Origin of the sequence: uncultured Tateyamaria sp. (assembly GCF_947504105.1) — a bacterium.
Classification (GTDB): Bacteria; Pseudomonadota; Alphaproteobacteria; order Rhodobacterales; family Rhodobacteraceae; genus Tateyamaria.
This window is the reverse complement of sequence record NZ_CANNGP010000013.1, coordinates 1-16,579: the sequence shown is the minus strand read 5'-3', so window position 1 is coordinate 16,579 and position 16,579 is coordinate 1. Positions and strand designations below refer to the sequence as shown.

14 protein-coding genes, 2 pseudogenes and 1 riboswitch are annotated in these 16,579 nt (G+C 59.6%); of the genes and pseudogenes, 14 read left to right on the top strand and 2 right to left on the bottom strand.

Annotated elements, in window-relative coordinates; translation table 11 throughout:
* Window positions 1-17: 17 nt before the first annotated feature.
* Together recQ and Q1A75_RS10240 are read right to left on the bottom strand one after the other, a co-directional pair.
* Window positions 18-2,060, bottom strand: coding sequence for a DNA helicase RecQ (gene recQ / locus Q1A75_RS10245; protein ID WP_299550761.1), 2,043 nt, complete (start codon window positions 2,058-2,060; stop codon window positions 18-20).
* Between the two features lie 79 nt (window positions 2,061-2,139).
* A complete protein-coding gene (locus Q1A75_RS10240) occupies window positions 2,140-2,421 on the bottom strand; it encodes a YggT family protein (protein ID WP_299550759.1) in 282 nt (93 codons plus the stop codon).
* A 125-nt stretch (window positions 2,422-2,546) separates the two neighbouring features.
* Between Q1A75_RS10240 and Q1A75_RS10235 the strand changes: the two genes are divergently transcribed.
* The 14 genes and pseudogenes from Q1A75_RS10235 to Q1A75_RS10170 all read left to right on the top strand — a co-directional run.
* Window positions 2,547-3,113: an acyl-CoA thioesterase gene (locus Q1A75_RS10235; protein WP_299550757.1), complete on the top strand. Its 567-nt coding sequence runs from the start codon at window positions 2,547-2,549 to the stop codon at window positions 3,111-3,113.
* 66 nt (window positions 3,114-3,179) lie between these two features.
* Window positions 3,180-4,577, top strand: a complete 1,398-nt coding sequence (locus Q1A75_RS10230) for an MFS transporter (protein ID WP_299550755.1) — start codon at window positions 3,180-3,182, stop codon at window positions 4,575-4,577.
* On the top strand, window positions 4,547-5,467 hold the full coding sequence (gene mepA, locus Q1A75_RS10225; protein WP_299550753.1) for a penicillin-insensitive murein endopeptidase: 921 nt from the start codon (window positions 4,547-4,549) through the stop codon (window positions 5,465-5,467). The genes Q1A75_RS10230 and mepA overlap by 31 nt, the downstream gene beginning before the upstream one ends.
* Window positions 5,440-6,273, top strand: a complete 834-nt coding sequence (locus Q1A75_RS10220) for an esterase-like activity of phytase family protein (RefSeq protein WP_299550751.1) — start codon at window positions 5,440-5,442, stop codon at window positions 6,271-6,273. The genes mepA and Q1A75_RS10220 overlap by 28 nt, the downstream gene beginning before the upstream one ends.
* A 64-nt stretch (window positions 6,274-6,337) precedes the next feature.
* Window positions 6,338-6,970: a queuosine precursor transporter gene (locus Q1A75_RS10215; protein ID WP_299550749.1), complete on the top strand. Its 633-nt coding sequence runs from the start codon at window positions 6,338-6,340 to the stop codon at window positions 6,968-6,970.
* Window positions 6,971-7,225: 255 nt separating this feature from the next.
* Window positions 7,226-7,642: an alternative ribosome rescue aminoacyl-tRNA hydrolase ArfB gene (arfB, locus tag Q1A75_RS10210; protein ID WP_299550747.1), complete on the top strand. Its 417-nt coding sequence runs from the start codon at window positions 7,226-7,228 to the stop codon at window positions 7,640-7,642.
* Window positions 7,643-8,396: 754 nt separating this feature from the next.
* A complete protein-coding gene (locus Q1A75_RS10205; protein ID WP_299550745.1) occupies window positions 8,397-9,026 on the top strand; it encodes a phage minor head protein in 630 nt (209 codons plus the stop codon).
* Window positions 9,023-9,832, top strand: a complete 810-nt coding sequence (locus tag Q1A75_RS10200) for an IS110 family transposase (protein ID WP_366142196.1) — start codon at window positions 9,023-9,025, stop codon at window positions 9,830-9,832. The genes Q1A75_RS10205 and Q1A75_RS10200 overlap by 4 nt, the downstream gene beginning before the upstream one ends.
* Before the next feature lie 559 nt (window positions 9,833-10,391).
* A riboswitch (TPP riboswitch) is annotated at window positions 10,392-10,512 on the top strand.
* Between the two features lie 98 nt (window positions 10,513-10,610).
* Window positions 10,611-12,410, top strand: a complete 1,800-nt coding sequence (thiC, locus tag Q1A75_RS10195) for a phosphomethylpyrimidine synthase ThiC (protein WP_299592294.1) — start codon at window positions 10,611-10,613, stop codon at window positions 12,408-12,410.
* The gene (locus tag Q1A75_RS10190) at window positions 12,407-13,048 is read left to right on the top strand and encodes an FAD-dependent oxidoreductase (protein ID WP_366142195.1); all 642 of its coding nucleotides are present in this window, start codon (window positions 12,407-12,409) and stop codon (window positions 13,046-13,048) included. The genes thiC and Q1A75_RS10190 overlap by 4 nt, the downstream gene beginning before the upstream one ends.
* The gene (locus tag Q1A75_RS10185; protein WP_299592296.1) at window positions 13,045-13,872 is read left to right on the top strand and encodes a hydroxymethylpyrimidine/phosphomethylpyrimidine kinase; all 828 of its coding nucleotides are present in this window, start codon (window positions 13,045-13,047) and stop codon (window positions 13,870-13,872) included. The genes Q1A75_RS10190 and Q1A75_RS10185 overlap by 4 nt, the downstream gene beginning before the upstream one ends.
* A gap of 56 nt (window positions 13,873-13,928) precedes the next feature.
* Window positions 13,929-14,717 (top strand): annotated as a pseudogene (nadA, locus tag Q1A75_RS10180) (quinolinate synthase NadA); the annotation flags it as partial.
* Between the two features lie 6 nt (window positions 14,718-14,723).
* Complete coding sequence (locus Q1A75_RS10175; RefSeq protein ID WP_299592298.1) at window positions 14,724-16,292, top strand: L-aspartate oxidase; 1,569 nt, start codon at window positions 14,724-14,726, stop codon at window positions 16,290-16,292.
* Window positions 16,289-16,579, top strand: a pseudogene (locus tag Q1A75_RS10170) (nicotinate-nucleotide diphosphorylase (carboxylating)); the annotation flags it as partial. The gene Q1A75_RS10175 and the pseudogene Q1A75_RS10170, both read left to right, overlap by 4 nt.

Below are 16,579 nucleotides of genomic sequence, written 5' to 3'. Positions count from 1 at the left end.
TCCTCGTCTCGGCTGATCTAGCCCGCCGCCCGCAGCACGTCCAGAAATGCAGGACCAAAACGTTCTGCTTTGCGATCACCCAGCAAGCGTTCAAGGCCCGCATCATCGTCCGGTCGCAACTGCGCCACCTTCGCCAATTGTGAGGCAGAGCAACTCAGCGGCTTGTCTGTCCCATCCTCACCGCGTGACAGTTCGGCCTGAACCGCCAGCAATTGGTCAAAGATCGTACCCGCACTGTGCCCCGCCAACTTGCGACGTGACGGGTGCACGGCTTCAGCTTCGCCGTTGATCACTTCAAGGAAGGCCGCCCCAAATTTCTCCAGCTTCTTGGCCCCCACCCCATTGACCTGCGCCATCTGATCAAGGTTCGCGGGACGTCGCTCGGCCATTTCGATCAGGGTGCGGTCGGGAAAGATAACATAGGCGGGTACCTTTGCCGCCTCAGCCAAAGCGCGGCGCTTGGCCTTGAGTGCGGACAAGAGCGGCGCATCTTCCTCAGACACCATGGACTTGACCGCCGGGCGACGCGACGCAGCCGCCTTGATCGTATCCTTGCGCAGCGTGATCTGCGCCTCGTTCCGCAGGATAGGCAAGGCTGCATCCGTCATGCGCAATGCGCCGTAGCGATCAGGATCGGGCCGGACGAGGTCATGGCCCATCATCTGCCGAAACACCGTCTGCCATTGCGGTTTCGAATATTCCTTGCCCACGCCGTAGGTCGGCAGGCTGGAATGACCACGCTGCCGGATCTTGTCTGTCTCAATCCCCAGCAGGATGTCGATCAGATGCCCCGCGCCAAACCATTCCTCGGTGCGCAGCATGGCCGACAGCGCCTTGCGGACCGCTGTTGTACCGTCAAACAACTCTGCAGGTTGGTCGCAAAGATCGCACTTGCCGCAGGTCACCTCTGCCTCACCGAAATATCCCAGCAGCGTCTTGCGGCGGCACTCCAAAGCCTCGGCCAGACCCAAAAGCGCGTTCAGCCGGGCGTGATCGGCCATGCGCCGTTCGGGCGGGGCCAGCCCCTCGTCGATTTGTGATCGACGCAGTTTGATATCATCCGGTCCAAACAGGGTCAGCGTCTCGGCAGGAGCACCGTCGCGACCCGCACGCCCAATTTCCTGATAATATGCTTCGATGGACTTGGGCAGATCGGCATGCGCGACCCAACGGATGTCGGGCTTGTCCACGCCCATGCCAAAGGCGACCGTGGCCGCCACAATCAAGCCATCCTCCTGCTGGAACCGGCGTTCCGCGACGCGACGGTCTTCCGCCTCCATTCCGCCATGATAGTGGATGGCGGCATGCCCCGCCTCGCGCAAGGCTTGCGCCAGCGTTTCGGTTTTGGCCCGTGTCCCACAATAGACGATTCCGGACTGTCCTTTGCGCGCGGCGGCAAAGTTCAGAATCTGCGTACGCGGACCATTCTTGGCGGCAAAGGCAAGATGGATGTTGGGCCGGTCGAACCCGCGCAGGAAGGTGCGTGGCTGCCCCCCGTCAAACAGCTTCTCGATAATCTCGACCTGTGTTTCGGCATCCGCGGTCGCGGTAAAGGCGGCCAAGGGCACGTCCAAGGCACGCCGCAACTCGCCAATACGGAGGTAGTCGGGACGGAAATCGTGCCCCCATTGGCTGACGCAATGCGCTTCGTCTACGGCGATCAGACTGACGCCGATCCGGCGCAGCATGCCGATAGAGGACCCTGCCGCCAGCCGTTCCGGCGCGATGTAGAGCAGTTTGAGTTCGCGCCGATCCAGCGCCTCCCACACGGCGTCCGTCTCTTCCGGCGTGTTGCCCGAGGTCAGCGCACCGGCGTGCACGCCCGCCTCTTGCAGCGCACGAACCTGATCGCGCATCAGAGCAATGAGCGGTGAGATTACTACCGTCACCCCATCGCGCATCAATGCAGGCAACTGAAAACAAAGGGACTTACCGCCGCCTGTGGGCATTATGGCAAGGGCATTTTCGCCCGCCGCTACGGCCTCAACAATCTCTTCCTGCCCGGGGCGGAAGCCGTCGAACCCAAACACCTCCCCTAGCAGCGTGGCAGCGCTGGCCATGTCCGAAACCCTGTCAAATTTTATGTAGTCTGCTCGTTGGATACAGACTCACATTTTAACAGGCCGTGAACAAGGGGGATCAGAAGAAGATCGCAGGCAGGATGATGCTGCGCAATGCAATTACGATGATAAATGCCACAAGCGGCGCCAGGTCCAGCGGATGCGTGTCCGGCATGAACCTGCGGATCGGCTGATAGATCGGTTCAAGCAACTTGTTCAGCCCGGTCCATATCTGACCAACCAGTGGCTGATGCATGTTCAGCACCTGGAAGTTGATCAACCAACTCATGATGATGTGGACGATCATGATCACGTAGACGACGCTTAGGACCAGATCGAGCAATTGATAGATCACCAGCATGGGCGGTTTCCTTCGTTGTTCCGGGCCAAGACGTAGGCCGTACTCCCATGTGGCGCAAGGTCACGCTGAGAACCCATTGAATTTCCGCTGCAACGCCGCAACTACAAGACAAGGAGTGCCAACCCATGTTTCCATTCGTTCGCCTTGCCAAAGAAATGATCAAAGTCCGCCAACAGCAGCCGCTGGGGATGACCGATATGCACATCTCGCAACACCGCGTGTGGCCTTGGGACCTTGATGGTTTCATGGAGTTGAACAACGGGCGCGCCTTGACGCTCTATGATCTTGGACGTCTTGGCCTTGGCCAGCGCGCCGGGCTGGTCGAGGTTCTGAAAGCCAAGCGCTGGGGCATGACCATGGCGGGCTCTTCCGTGCGCTATCGCCGCCGATTGCACGCCTTTCAGAAGTTCGAGATGCGCAGCCGTGCCGTGTGCTGGGATGACAAGTTCACCTATCTCGAACAGTCAATGTGGAAACCGGACGGAGAATGCGCGAGCCACGTGCTGTACCGATCCGCTGTGACCGACAAGAACGGGATTGTACCACCCCACAGGGTGCTGGCCGCCATGGGTCAGGATCCGACCTCACCTACCTGTCCCGGATGGATTGCCGCTTGGATCAAGGCGGAGGCACAGCGGCCTTGGCCACCGATGCAAGATGCAGAGAGCCCCAACTTGAAATCAGCCGCCTAAACCTTTTCTTGCCACACGCCCTTCGGCCTGCTTTGGTCGCCTAAACAAAAAGACGGGATATGGGGCATGGCAGAGATTGGGCTGAAAAAGCGCATATGGGGCTGGATGGCGTTCGACTGGGCCACGCAGCCGTTTTATACCCTTGGTTTGACCTTTATTTTTGGTCCATATTTCGCCGCGGTCTCGCTTGGGTATTTCGAGACGCAGACCTCTGATCCCGACGCCGCGCGCGCGTCCAGTCAAGCCTTGTGGTTCTGGGGATCGACTATTGCCGGGCTGTTCATCGCCTTCACGGCCCCGCTGATAGGGGCTTATGCCGATAGCACCGGCAGGCGCATGCCTTGGATCTGGATGTTCAGTCTGATCTACATCACCATGACCGCGGCCTTGTGGTGGACATTGCCCGATGCATCGACACTGTTTCTGATCCTCATCGCATTCAACGTGGCCCTGGTCGCGTCAGAATTCATGCTGATCTTCGTCAATGCCATCTTGCCCTCGCTGGGTAACAAGGAAGATGTTGGGCGTATTTCAGGAAACGGGGCTGCCCTTGGCTATTGGGGCGGCGTGATGTCGCTGTTCATTATGCTGCTACTTCTGGCCGAAAACGAAAGTGGTAAAACGCTTATCGGCCTCGATCCTCTGTTTGGCCTAGATGCCAGTGCGCGCGAGGGTACCCGTTCTGTCGGCCCCTTTATCGCTGTATGGTTTGCCGTCTTTATGATCCCGTTCTTTATGTGGGTGCGTGAACCGCGCCAGGCCAATCGCACAGGCGGCGTGTCGGAGGCCGTCGCCGACCTCAAGCAGTCGCTGTCCGGCGCACTCAAGCGGCGGTCGCTTCTGAACTTCCTGGTTTCGTCCATGTTCTACCGCGATGCGCTCAATGCACTCTATTCTGCAGGGGGCGTCTATGCCACGCTCATTCTGGGGTGGAGCATCATCCAGATCGGCGTGTTCGGCATCGTGGGCGCCATCACCGCGGCTGTGGCGACGCAGATCGGGGGCCGGTTTGACAGCCGCCTTGGCCCCAAACCGGTCATCAAGACCTGTTGTTTTATCCTGATCGGCGTCACGTTCGTCATCGTGGGTATGAAACGAACAAGCATATTTGGCGTGATCTCGCTGCCCGAAGGATCTGCCTTGCCAGACATCGTATTCTACATCTGCGGCGCGGCCATCGGGGGCGCGGGCGGGGCAATTTATGCGGCTTCGCGTTCGATGATGGTGCGTCACACCCACCCCGAACGGCCCACCGAGGCGTTTGGCCTGTTTGCCCTGTCTGGCAAGGCCACCGCTTTTCTTGCCCCAATGATGATTGCACTGTTCTCGACGATGACAGGCAGTGCGCAGTTGGGTTATATTCCCGTCATAGTGCTGTTTATTCTTGGCCTATACCTGTTGCGTTACGTGAACCCCGAAGGAGACCACGCCCAATGGTCAAAGTCCGACGTTCCTTTACCCTGATCACCGCCTTTTTGCTTTGCGCCTGCACAAGCGGCGCGGGGACTGACATTGACGGAACGCCAACACCGGATGTGGATCCAGCTACCCTGCAAAACATCGCCAAGGGACAGTTTGGCGGCAAGCGCCGCGCCTCAGCGCAGACGGCGGCAGCGTTTGGCGGGTATTCACGGGGATGTCTGGCAGGTGGGACACAGCTGGCCGAGACGGGCCCCACGTGGCAAGCGATGCGTCTGTCGCGCAACCGGAACTGGGGGCATCCCAAGCTGGTAGACTATGTACAGGACCTCAGCCGCAAGGCCGCTGCGCAACCGGGTTGGTCGGGTCTCTATATCGGCGACATGAGCCAACCCCGTGGCGGGCCGATGCTGACCGGACATCGCAGCCACCAGATCGGCCTTGATGCTGACATATGGATGTTGCCCGCAAGCAATCTGACGCTGTCCGCAGCTGAACGTGAGAACATCAGCTCCATTTCCACCCGTCGCGCGTCCGGGGCCTATACGAATTCCAGCTGGACCCGCGCCCATCACGAGATCATCAAGGCCGCCGCCAGCGACAACCGCACGGCGCGCATCTTTGTCTTCCCTGGTGCCAAGGTACAGATGTGCAAGGACGAAAAAGGGGATCGAAGCTGGCTGCGCAAAGTGCGTCCATGGTGGGGACACCACTATCACTTCCACGTCCGCCTCAACTGTCCCGCGGGCACACGTGGCTGCGTAGATCAGACCGCCCCGCCCCCTGGTGATGGATGTGCTGATGCGCAGCAATGGGTGAACAACATCTTGAATCCGCCACCACCCGATCCCAACGCCCCCAAACCCAGACCGCGCCGCGAACTGCGTGTAGGAGACTTGCCACAACAATGCTCTGGCGTTTTGGCCTCGCGCTGATCCTGTCGGCAACAGCTGCGTTTGCCGAACCGCTCACCTTCATCCAAAGCTGGCCGCTCAGATCGGACCGGCAGGATTTTGGCGGCCTGTCCGCTATTGAGATGTCGGATCCGAATTCGGCAATCGTTCTATCGGATCGGGGTATGGCCTCTGCGCTGATCTTGAACCGTTCAACTGGCAGCGTAACGATTGAACCGGTCCGACAACCCTATCCTAAGCGCGACAGCGAAGGGTTGGCGCGTGCCGGGGACACACTGTATTTCAGCTACGAAGGGCCAGCGGCCATTGCTGCACAGGATGGCACGCGGATCCCCCCTCACCCGGATTTCGCAACATACCATCCGAATGGGTCGCTAGAGGCACTGGCCGCGGATGACGACGGCACGCTCTATACGCTGCCGGAACGGTCGGGTGATCTGGCGCGCCCGTTCCCGATCTATCGCTTTCGAAACGGCACTTGGGACATCATTGCAACCTTGCCGCGCACGGGGCCATTCTTGCCTGCAGGCGCGGATATCGGACCGGATGGGCGGCTCTATATCCTGGAACGTACATTCACGCCTCTTGGTTTTCGCAACCGGATACGCCGTATGGATCCCAGCCAACCAGACACACCTGCCGAAACGCTGCTGACCACCGGTGCGGGACGGCATGACAATCTTGAAGGCTTGGCGATCTGGCAGTCAGACAGCGGCGCAACCTGCCTGACGATGGTCTCAGATGACAACTTCATATCGGTTCAGCGCACAGAACTGGTTGAATACGCCCTCACGGAAACCCTTGCGGGCGGCGCCACCTGCGACTAAGAGGCGCCCGTCCGGCATGTTGCCGGGCCAAGTCGCCGCTACCTTGCAAAAACGGGCACCAGATATGACACGCGCACACCTTCCCGGCATCATTGCCATGGCCATGATCGTCGTGGCCTCGAACATCCTTGTTCAATACCTGTTTGGAAATTGGCTGACATGGGGAGCATTCACCTACCCGCTGGCCTTCCTGGTGACGGACATCATGAACCGGGTCTATGGCGCAGGCCCAGCCCGCACGGTCGTCTTTGTCGGCTTCATCGTTGGCGTGTTCTGCTCGCTCATCGGCACCCAGATCATGTTGCAGGGTGACGGGTTCACCTACCCCGCCGTGACCTTCCGCATCGCCATTGGTTCTGGCCTCGCCTTCCTGACGGCCCAATTGCTGGACGTCGGCATCTTTTCCGCACTGCGCAACGGCACATGGTGGAAAGCGCCGCTGGCCTCGACCATCATCGGCAGTTCGGTCGACACGGCCATTTTCTTTACCCTCGCATTCTCAGCCAGCCTGACATGGCTTGAGCCCGGCAACGATGTGTCATGGGCGGGCGAAGTCCTCCCGATGCTGGGTGTTGGTCCCGAAGCGCCACTTTGGGTGTCGCTCGCCGTGGCGGACTGGATGGTGAAACTGACCCTGGCGCTTATTGCATTGGCACCTTTCCGGTGGGTAACCGCCCGCGCGGGCACTGCCACCTAAATCAGTTGACTTTTACCGGCGCTGTGCCACCATCACCTTGAGTTCAACATTTGAAAGGAGGTGATCCAGTGTCGAGAAAGGTATTGGAGAGAGGTGTCGGAACAGCTTGGGAGGTCTCCTGCTAAGGCAGTCCTTCGCGGTGCAGACCGCCAAGTTGGTCGGTTGATCTAACCGGCACAACCTCCGAAACATTTCGAGAAGGGCCGCCCATCGGGTGGCCCTTTTTCGTGCGCGCCACTCGGTGTATCCAAGGCTATGTTGCGGATTGATGACGACATCACCATTGAGGATTGGGAACTGAGCGAGCAGTTTGTGCGCGCCTCCGGGCCCGGTGGGCAGAATGTGAACAAGGTGGCGACGGCCGTTGAACTGCGGTTCGAGGCCGAACGCTCCCCGTCCCTTCCCTGCCCGGTCAAGACACGGCTCAAGCGCCTGGCGGGGCGGCGCTGGACGACCGAGGGGGCGCTGATCATTCAATGTGATGAGACGCGCAGCCAGGCCAGAAACCGGGACATTGCCCGGCAAAGGCTGGTGGATCTGATCCGGAAGGCGTTGGTGGCGCCGAAAAAAAGGATCGCGACGAAGCCGACTTTGGGGTCAAAAAAACGCAGATTGAAGGCCAAGAAAATGCGGGGGGACGTGAAGGCCCTGAGGGGCCGGATCGAGGAGTGATGGGCCCCGGAGAAATCAGGTGTCCCATGGTGGGACAGATTTCGGATCATGGGATTTCAATGGGTTATAGAGACGGTTTTACCGTTTGTTAGGGTTTGGAGAGAGGATACTCTTCATTCTGGGAGATTTCTGACCTTCGGCTCAACAACAAAAATTCGCAATGCGCAGAAAGCGGACACTGCAAAATTGCAAAGTTTGGGCGGTACTGGATACGCACGGCCCATTCCGGACCTTGGACGTGCCATCCGGTGCTGCGCCGCAGCGTTCCCGGAAGCGGGCATTGAAAAGTGGCGGCTATCCATCATTACTCCGGGCAAAAACCTGCCAAAACCGCAAAGCTTTTGCCGAGGGTTTTTGTCATCGCTAAGGGATTGATCTGGGGCTGCGCAGCGCACACGGTCAAAAACGACCGTTTTTGACGCATAGGTATTGTCATAGGGTTTTTGACCATCTTGCGCGTAAACATCTGCCTCCTCGTTGCGCTTGATGAGAACATGGCGAACGGTGATCTTAGGCTTCCTTTACCAATAATGAATAGAACCTGTTCCGCACGTACGCGGAGGTTCCATGCAACACAGTTTCGGCGATTTCCTCAGGCATGGCGGCAACGGCCAGTATGTTATTGCACAGCGCGATGGCCGTATCGTTGGTCGTCGTCTAGGATTGGCACTCAAATCGACGTTCCCAAACTATTCCGCTCTAAGGGGCCGAATTCAGCGAACGCCTCGATCAGGTGATTTCCGAAAACACTCGGATGCTCCTGAACGCGCTAACACCGCCTGACACAGTCCCAACTGTATCCGCATCCGATCTGAGGGATGTGTCAGATGCCAAAGAAGAAGCTTTGAGCGCATGGGACGTGCGCATGGAAAGCATTCTCAGCGAATACCAAAACCACCAACAGCGACTGCGGCCACTGCGAACGGCCATGGAAGAACGGCTGCTGCGTGCTTTCGCCGGGTTAATCAACCAGCTCCGGCAGGAAGACCTCGAGATTGTACAGTACATCTGGCGCTCGCAAGATGATGCCAAAGTTCGTGACAGCCACGCCGCCTTTGATGACCGGGTTTTCCGATGGGACAGCTCCCCAGAAGGCGGGCATCCAGGCGAGGAGCACAATTGCCGGTGCTATGCTGAACCTGTTGTACCGGGAGTTCAGAGCAATGTTGTGCTTGCTGACTTTGCACCCACGGCAGGCGGTGTTCCGGCTCTAGACCCTGCCGAAGCGATACGCGGCTTGCGCGCTCTGACTGGCGTTGGCGCGGCTCTCCTTGCATCTGACACGCTGCAAGACTGGACGGACGCTATGCGAGATCGGCGTGTGGGTAATGCGGGTCGTCCCATCACTGGGGACGCCAGCTATCCAAGCTTGGCCACGACATGAAACTGATGCCAGCTGGCTACGTCAAACCCTATGTGAAGCGTGGCAAGAATGATGCCGTTGATGCGGAAGCGATCTGTGAAGCCGTTCGTCGCCCGACCATGCGGTTTGTCGAGATCAAGACGGAGGAGGAGCAGGCCATTCTCTCAATCCATCGCACGCGGGATCTGGCAATCCGACAACGCACGCAGATGGCCAACATGATCCGCAGCTTGCCGCGCGAGTTCGGGCATATCCTGCCCATCGGAATCGAAGCAGTCACGGCCTTTGCAACGCGTCACCTGGGTGGTGACCACCCGGACATGCCGGAGATCGTCAACGGCATGCTCGGCATTCAGTGCTATCAGTTCATCGGCCTGAACGAGCGCATCGAAGGTTATTCCAAAATGATTGAGCAACACGCGCTACTCAATGTGGATGCGCGCAGGTTGATGCGTATGCCAGGTATAGGACCGATCACCGCCTCAGCGATTGTCGCGACAATCGGTGACGCGCATCAGTTCCGGACAAGTCGTGATCTGGCCGCTTGGCTAGGCCTCACCCCACTCAATAAATCGAGTGGCGGAAAGGAACGATTGGGCAAGATCACCAAGAAAGGCGATCACTATATCCGGAAGCTGCTGGTCGTCGGCATGACGTCGTGCGCGGTCATGACGAATCGTTCGCCAGAGAAAGTCGATCTCTGGACAGCGAAGATCATCGCTGACAAGCCGTTCCGGCTGGCCACGACTGCAATGGCGAATAAGGCAGCCAGGATCATCTGGGCGATGCTGAGGAAGAAACAGGAATATCGACAGCCCGCGTTCTAACCGCGCCAGCTGCCTACGAAATGCAAGACGTTGAAGTGATGATGCGAAAGTAAGTCAACCAAGAGCATGGACACTCCGGGAATGTCAGCGGCCCTCTCCTAAGGTCGACAAGCCGATTGGAACCTCGATCGCGGAATTCATCAAGGCAGGCGGAACACCACCGCACAAACAGGCCGGACAGACGACGGTACTGACAAAAACGACCGCAACAATCGCGCAAAAAACTCTTGCAATGCAGGAGCCACCCACAGACGATATCCGACCCAGTCCCCCGATACTGCGGTTGCAGCCCGCATTGCCGACATTCGCCGCAAAAGCAAAAACTGATGCGGGTCGAACTCACACAATGCGGGACAAAGCGGCCTTGTGCACCTGCTGCAATTGCTGGCGCAGCATTCGCTCGGAAACGCGGCACGTTTGTGGTTGCGACGCAGCGCGAGTCGCCAATCCGGTCATTCGCCGGTGTGGGTTTTGCCCAAACCGAAACCGCACATTCGCGGAGGATTGTTCTGACCGACGAGACGCGCAACTTCACAATCCGGATGTTCCGTTCTATAGTCGACCTACGCAGGGGAGTCCCGCTTAGGGGACTGAGAGGCTGACAGGGCAATTGCCCAGTGATGCGACCCTTTGAACCTGACCCAGTTGACACTGGCGTAGGAAGCACAGGGTGGCACGGACGACCTCGTACCCCCCGACAGCAAGGCAAGAACTGCCTTCGCCTCCTCCCCAAACTCATCTGGTGTCTTTTTGAGACCTGAGCTTGAGGAGCACCAAAATGAACATCGCGACCCCAGAGATCACCACCGATGAGATGCCCGCGTCACGCAAGATCTACGTGACCGGCAGCCAATATCCCGACATCCGCGTGCCGATGCGCGAGATTTCGGTACACCCAACGGCGGGGGAGCCGCCGCTGCCCGTCTATGATACCTCCGGGCCCTACACCGACCCCGATGTTCTCACGGATATCAACCAGGGACTCGCGCCGTTGCGCCGCGCCTGGATCGAGGCGCGCGGCGACGTGGAAGCCTATCAGGGACGTGACGTGAAACCCGAAGACAACGGCTTTGTCACCGGTGACCGTCTGACGCCGGAATTCCCTATCCGCACGCGGCCGCTGCGTGCCAAGGATGGCGAGCCGGTGACGCAGCTGGCCTATGCCCGCGCAGGTATCGTGACGCCCGAGATGGAGTTTACTGCGATCCGCGAAAACCAGCTGCGCGAAGATGTCGTCGAGGCGCGGTATGGCGAGGATTTTGGCGCGAAGATCCCGGATTATGTCACGCCAGAGTTCGTGCGGGATGAGGTCGCAGCAGGCCGCGCGATCATCCCTGCCAATATCAACCACCCCGAGACCGAGCCGATGATCATCGGGCGCAACTTCCTGGTGAAGATCAACGCCAATATGGGCACCTCCGCCGTGACCTCTTCGATGGAGGAAGAGGTAGAGAAACTGGTATGGGCGATCCGCTGGGGCGCCGATACGGTGATGGATCTCTCTACTGGGCGTAACATCCACAACACCCGCGAATGGATCATCCGCAACTCCCCCGTGCCCATCGGCACCGTGCCGATCTATCAGGCGCTGGAGAAGGTGAACGGCATCGCAGAGGACCTCACCTGGGAGGTATTCCGCGACACGCTGATCGAACAGGCCGAGCAGGGGGTGGATTATTTCACTATCCACGCCGGCGTGCGTCTGCACATGGTGCCGATGACCGTGGAGCGCGTGACCGGCATTGTCAGCCGGGGTGGGTCGATCATGGCCAAATGGTGTCTGCATCACCACAAGGAAAGCTTCCTCTACGAACACTTCGAAGAAATCTGCGACATCTGCCGCGCCTATGACGTGTCCTTCTCTCTCGGCGACGGTCTGCGTCCTGGCTCCATCGCGGATGCCAACGATGAGGCACAGTTTGCCGAGATGGAGACGCTAGGCGAGCTGACCCAGATCGCCTGGGCCAAGGATTGTCAGGTGATGATCGAAGGGCCTGGCCATGTGGCCATGCATAAGATCAAGGAAAACATGGAAAAGCAGCTGGAGTGTTGCCACGAAGCTCCGTTCTACACGCTTGGGCCGCTCACCACGGATATTGCACCGGGCTATGATCATATCACCTCCGGTATTGGGGCTGCGATGATCGGCTGGTTCGGCTGCGCGATGCTTTGCTACGTGACGCCCAAGGAACACCTAGGTCTGCCCGACAGGGACGACGTGAAAACCGGGGTGATCACCTACAAGATCGCCGCCCATGCCGCCGATCTGGCCAAGGGCCTGCCCGGAGCACAACGCCGCGACGACGCGCTCAGCCGGGCGCGGTTCGAATTCCGCTGGGAGGATCAGTTCAACCTCTCGCTTGACCCGGATACCGCGCGCGATTTCCACGACCAGACCTTGCCGAAAGAGGCGCATAAGGTGGCACATTTCTGCTCCATGTGCGGGCCGAAGTTCTGCTCCATGCGGATCAGCCATGACATCCGCGCCGAGGCTCAGAAAGACGGCATGGAGGCGATGGCGGCCAAGTTCCGCGAGGGCGGCGACCTTTATGTACCCGTCAAAGAGGCGGAGGAATGATCCGCATCGCGGGGGCGGGGCTTGCGGGCCTCGCCACCGCGTGGGAGCTGGTGAAGCGGGGGTCTGAGGTGACCGTCCATGACGCCGCAGAACCCGGCGCAGGCAGCGTCTCGCGCTATGCGGGCGGCATGCTGGCGCCCTTCTGTGAGGGCGAAAGCGCTGAGGATGAGGTGGTACGCCTAGGGCGGCAGGCGGCAGATTGGTGGGCGGAGATCACGCCCGTCACCCGGCGTGGCACGCTGGTGGTCGCACCCCAGCGCGACCGGGCCGAGCTGACCCGCTTTGCCCGACGCACCAAAGGGCATCGGCTGATCAGCACGGCGGAGATCACAGAGCTGGAACCTGCGCTTGGGGGCCGGTTTTCGCAGGGGCTGTTCTTTGCCGAAGAGGCGCATCTCGACCCACGCCGCGCGCTGCTGGATCTGGAGGCAAAGCTGGTGAAGCTAGGGGTGGAAATCCACTACGGCACTCCTGCGCCGGAGGACGTTGAGCTCGTTTGCACTGGTGGGGCGGCTGCGCTGCCAGACCTGCGGCCCGTGCGTGGCGAAATGGCGATCTTGTATGCGCCTGATGTGCAGATCACTCGCACGCTACGCCTAACCGACCTTGCTTTGCTTGCAGCGAAGGCAAGCACATGAAGCCTGTCGTGATCATAGGCGGCACGGACAGCAGCGGAGGCGCTGGTCTGACACGTGACGCGGTTGTGGCGCAGACACTCGGTTGCAAGGGTCTTCCCGTCGTCACTGCGCAATCAGATTCAATGGTGTCCGACATGCAGATCATGCCTCCTGAACTGATCGCCAGCCAGATCGATAGCGCACTGGCCACCACAAGTCCTGCTGCCATCAAGATCGGTATGCTGGGTAATGAGGAAACCGCCAGCGCGGTGGGTCACGCCATTCAGGGCCAATCATGCCCCATCGTTCTTGACCCGGTATTGGCTTCCAGCTCTGGCCGGCAACTGATGTCAGGGCGGTTTCCGGATGTGCTGTTCTCTCTGGCTCATGTCGTCACGCCGAACCTCCTTGAGGCAGCGACACTTTCAGGCTGCCTCATAGCGCAGACCGACGCCGAGATCGCGACCCAGGCGGAATGGTTTTTGTCCAAAGGGGCGCAGGCCGTGTTGATCAAGGGAGGCCATGCGTCGGGCGAAACCTCTGTCGATCATCTGTTCGCCACGACAGCGCGCCACACCTTCGCGGCTCCGAGGCTTGACGCAACCAGACGCGGCACAGGCTGCACATTGGCCACGGCAATAGCCTGCGGACTTGCTCAGGGAAACGACCTTGATCTGGCCTGCGAAACCGCAAAAACGTTCATTCATGACTGTCTCCGCGAAGCCGTGGCCGGTTTCACCGATACCGGGCGTCCTGAAAACCGGCGCTTGCTGAAAGGTCCACTGGACACTGACAGAACCGATGAACTATCCACCCCTATCCGCGAAGCAAGGCGACAGGTATGAATGTTCATCAACCGAAGAGAAACAACAAACTCTCGGACCACTATGATCTGATGCCTTCCCCTGAATTGGCCAGCGAGGTCGAGGCAGACATCATCGTTCAGGCCGGTGTGCACTTCATGGCCGAAACCTCGAAAATACTAAGCCCTGAGAAGACAGTGCTGATGCCGGACATGGAGGCAGGCTGTTCGCTGGCGGAAAGCATCACAGCAGAGGGCATTGAAGAAATGCGCGCCAAATACCCTAGTGCGCCGGTCGTGTCCTATGTGAACACCACCGCTGAGGTGAAAGCGGCCTCGGACATCTGCTGCACCTCGTCCAACGCGGTTCAGATCGTGAACGCGATGGACAGCGACACCGTCATTATGACGCCTGATCAGTATCTGGCGCAGAACGTTGCCAACGAGGCAGACAAGAATGTCGTCTATTGGCCTGGGTCGTGCATCGTGCACGAACAATACACAGCAAATGACCTGCGGGATTTCCGCGAATGGAATCCCGGCACCCGCCTGATCGCCCACCCGGAATGCCCGCCGGACGTGGTGGCCGAGGCAGATTTCTCGGGCTCGACCAGTGGCATCATCAAATACGTAACGGACGAGAAGCCGGAGAAGGCGATGTTGATCACCGAATGCTCGATGGCGTCGAACATCGCTGACGAACTGCCCGAGGTCGACTTTGTCGGTCCCTGCAACATGTGCCCCTACATGAAGAAGATCACGCTCGAAAAGATCCTCTATGTGCTGCACACGATGGATGATCAGGTCGAGGTTGATCCCGCAGTGGCCGAAAAAGCCCGCCATTCCGTGCAGGCCATGATCGACCTGTCGAAGAAACTGGGTCTCTGATCTGACATGAAAACCATCACCACCGACCGCGTTGTTATCGTGGGCGCCGGTCTGGGCGCCTTGTATGCCGCGTTAAAACTTGGGCCACACCCGGTGGTGATGATTTCGCCTGAAACCTTGGGCGAAGGCGCAAGCTCGGCTTGGGCGCAGGGTGGTGTGGCTGCAGCAATGGATGCCAATGACAGCCCGGAAAACCATGCCAATGACACCGTGAATGCAGGTGCAGGCACGGTTGACCCGAAAGTGGCGGACCTCGTCACCCGCGAGGCGCGCGACTACATTCTTGATCTGACAACGATGGGCACCCCCTTCGACCGGACCGAAGACGGCGACTATGTGTTGTCGCGCGAGGCCGCGCACAGCTTTGCCCGCGTGGTTCGGGTCAAGGGGGATCAGGCGGGCGCTCAGATCATGGCCGCGCTGATCGAACAGGTGCGCGAGACGCAGTCGATCCAGGTGCTGGAAGGCACAATGGCGCTGGAGCTTGAAGTTCAGGGCGGGCGCGTCACTGGGGTCGCCATTCAGGACGCAGGCGAAGGGCGCTCGGCTCCTGTCATGCTGCGTAGCCCGGCGATCCTGCTGGCAGGCGGCGGCTCGGGCGGGCTTTATGCGCTGACCACGAACCCGCCACGCATCCGCGGACAGGTCATCGGCATGGCCGCACGCACCGGCGCGCTGATTACTGACGCCGAATTTGTCCAGTTCCACCCGACCGCCATGGATGTGGGCGAAGACCCGGCTCCCCTGGCGACCGAGGCCCTGCGCGGTGAAGGGGCGATCCTGATCAACAAACATGGCGAGCGCTTCATGCAGGCCATCCATCCGGACGCCGAACTGGCCCCGCGCGATGTTGTGGCCCGCGCGATCCATGCCGAGGTGAAGGCGGGTAATCGCCCAATGCTCGACACGCGCGAGGTGCTGGGGGAGGCGATCAAAACACAATTCCCGTCCGTCGCGGAATACTGCGCGCGCAATGGCATTGACCCCGCAAAAGAGCCGATCCCCGTCGCCCCCGCCGCGCATTACCACATGGGAGGCATTGCCACCGACAAAAAGGGATGCGCGAGCATTGACGGCTTGTGGGTCTGCGGCGAGGCCTCCTCGACAGGTTTGCACGGCGCAAACCGTTTGGCATCGAACGGATTGCTGGAAGCACTTGTCTATGCCCGCATCTGTGCCGAGGGTATCGCGGAAACTCTGGCATCCTACAAAGACGCCCCGTTGCTTGAGCTTTCCTTCGACGAGGGCGGCGAGCACCCTTGCCCGGATGCGGTGAAAGAGCTGCGCGAGACCATGACCCAACTGGTCGGCGTGGTCCGGGACCGCAAGGGTCTGACCAGGGCACTTCAAACCATCGCCTCGCTGGAAAAGGCATATGGAAGCAGCCCTTCCTTCCTGAACATGTGTGCCACAGCCACGCTGATCGCGGCTGGCGCGCTGGTGCGTGAAGAAAGCCGCGGCGCGCATGAACGCTCCGACTTCCCCGAACCTGTCGCGGGTCCCGGCACACGATCTGAAATGTATCTGTCCGACGCGCTCGCCATCCGCGCGCAAGCTTGTAAGGAGCTGTCATGAGTTTCTCATCCGTCCCCGATCTTGTTCTTGAACCGATGATCCGCAACGCGTTGATGGAGGATCTTGGTAGCTATGGCGATGTGACCACCCGCGCCGTGATCCCGTCAGACACCACCTATGACGCACGGCTGAATGCACGCGAAGATGCGTGTGTCTCGGGCATGCAGGCCGCCGAGATTGCCTTTCGGTTGGTCGATCCGACGCTTGAGATTGTCACTCATATCGCAGATGGCCTGACATGCCAGAAGGGCGACACATTGATGACCATCAAAGGATCGGCCGCTTCG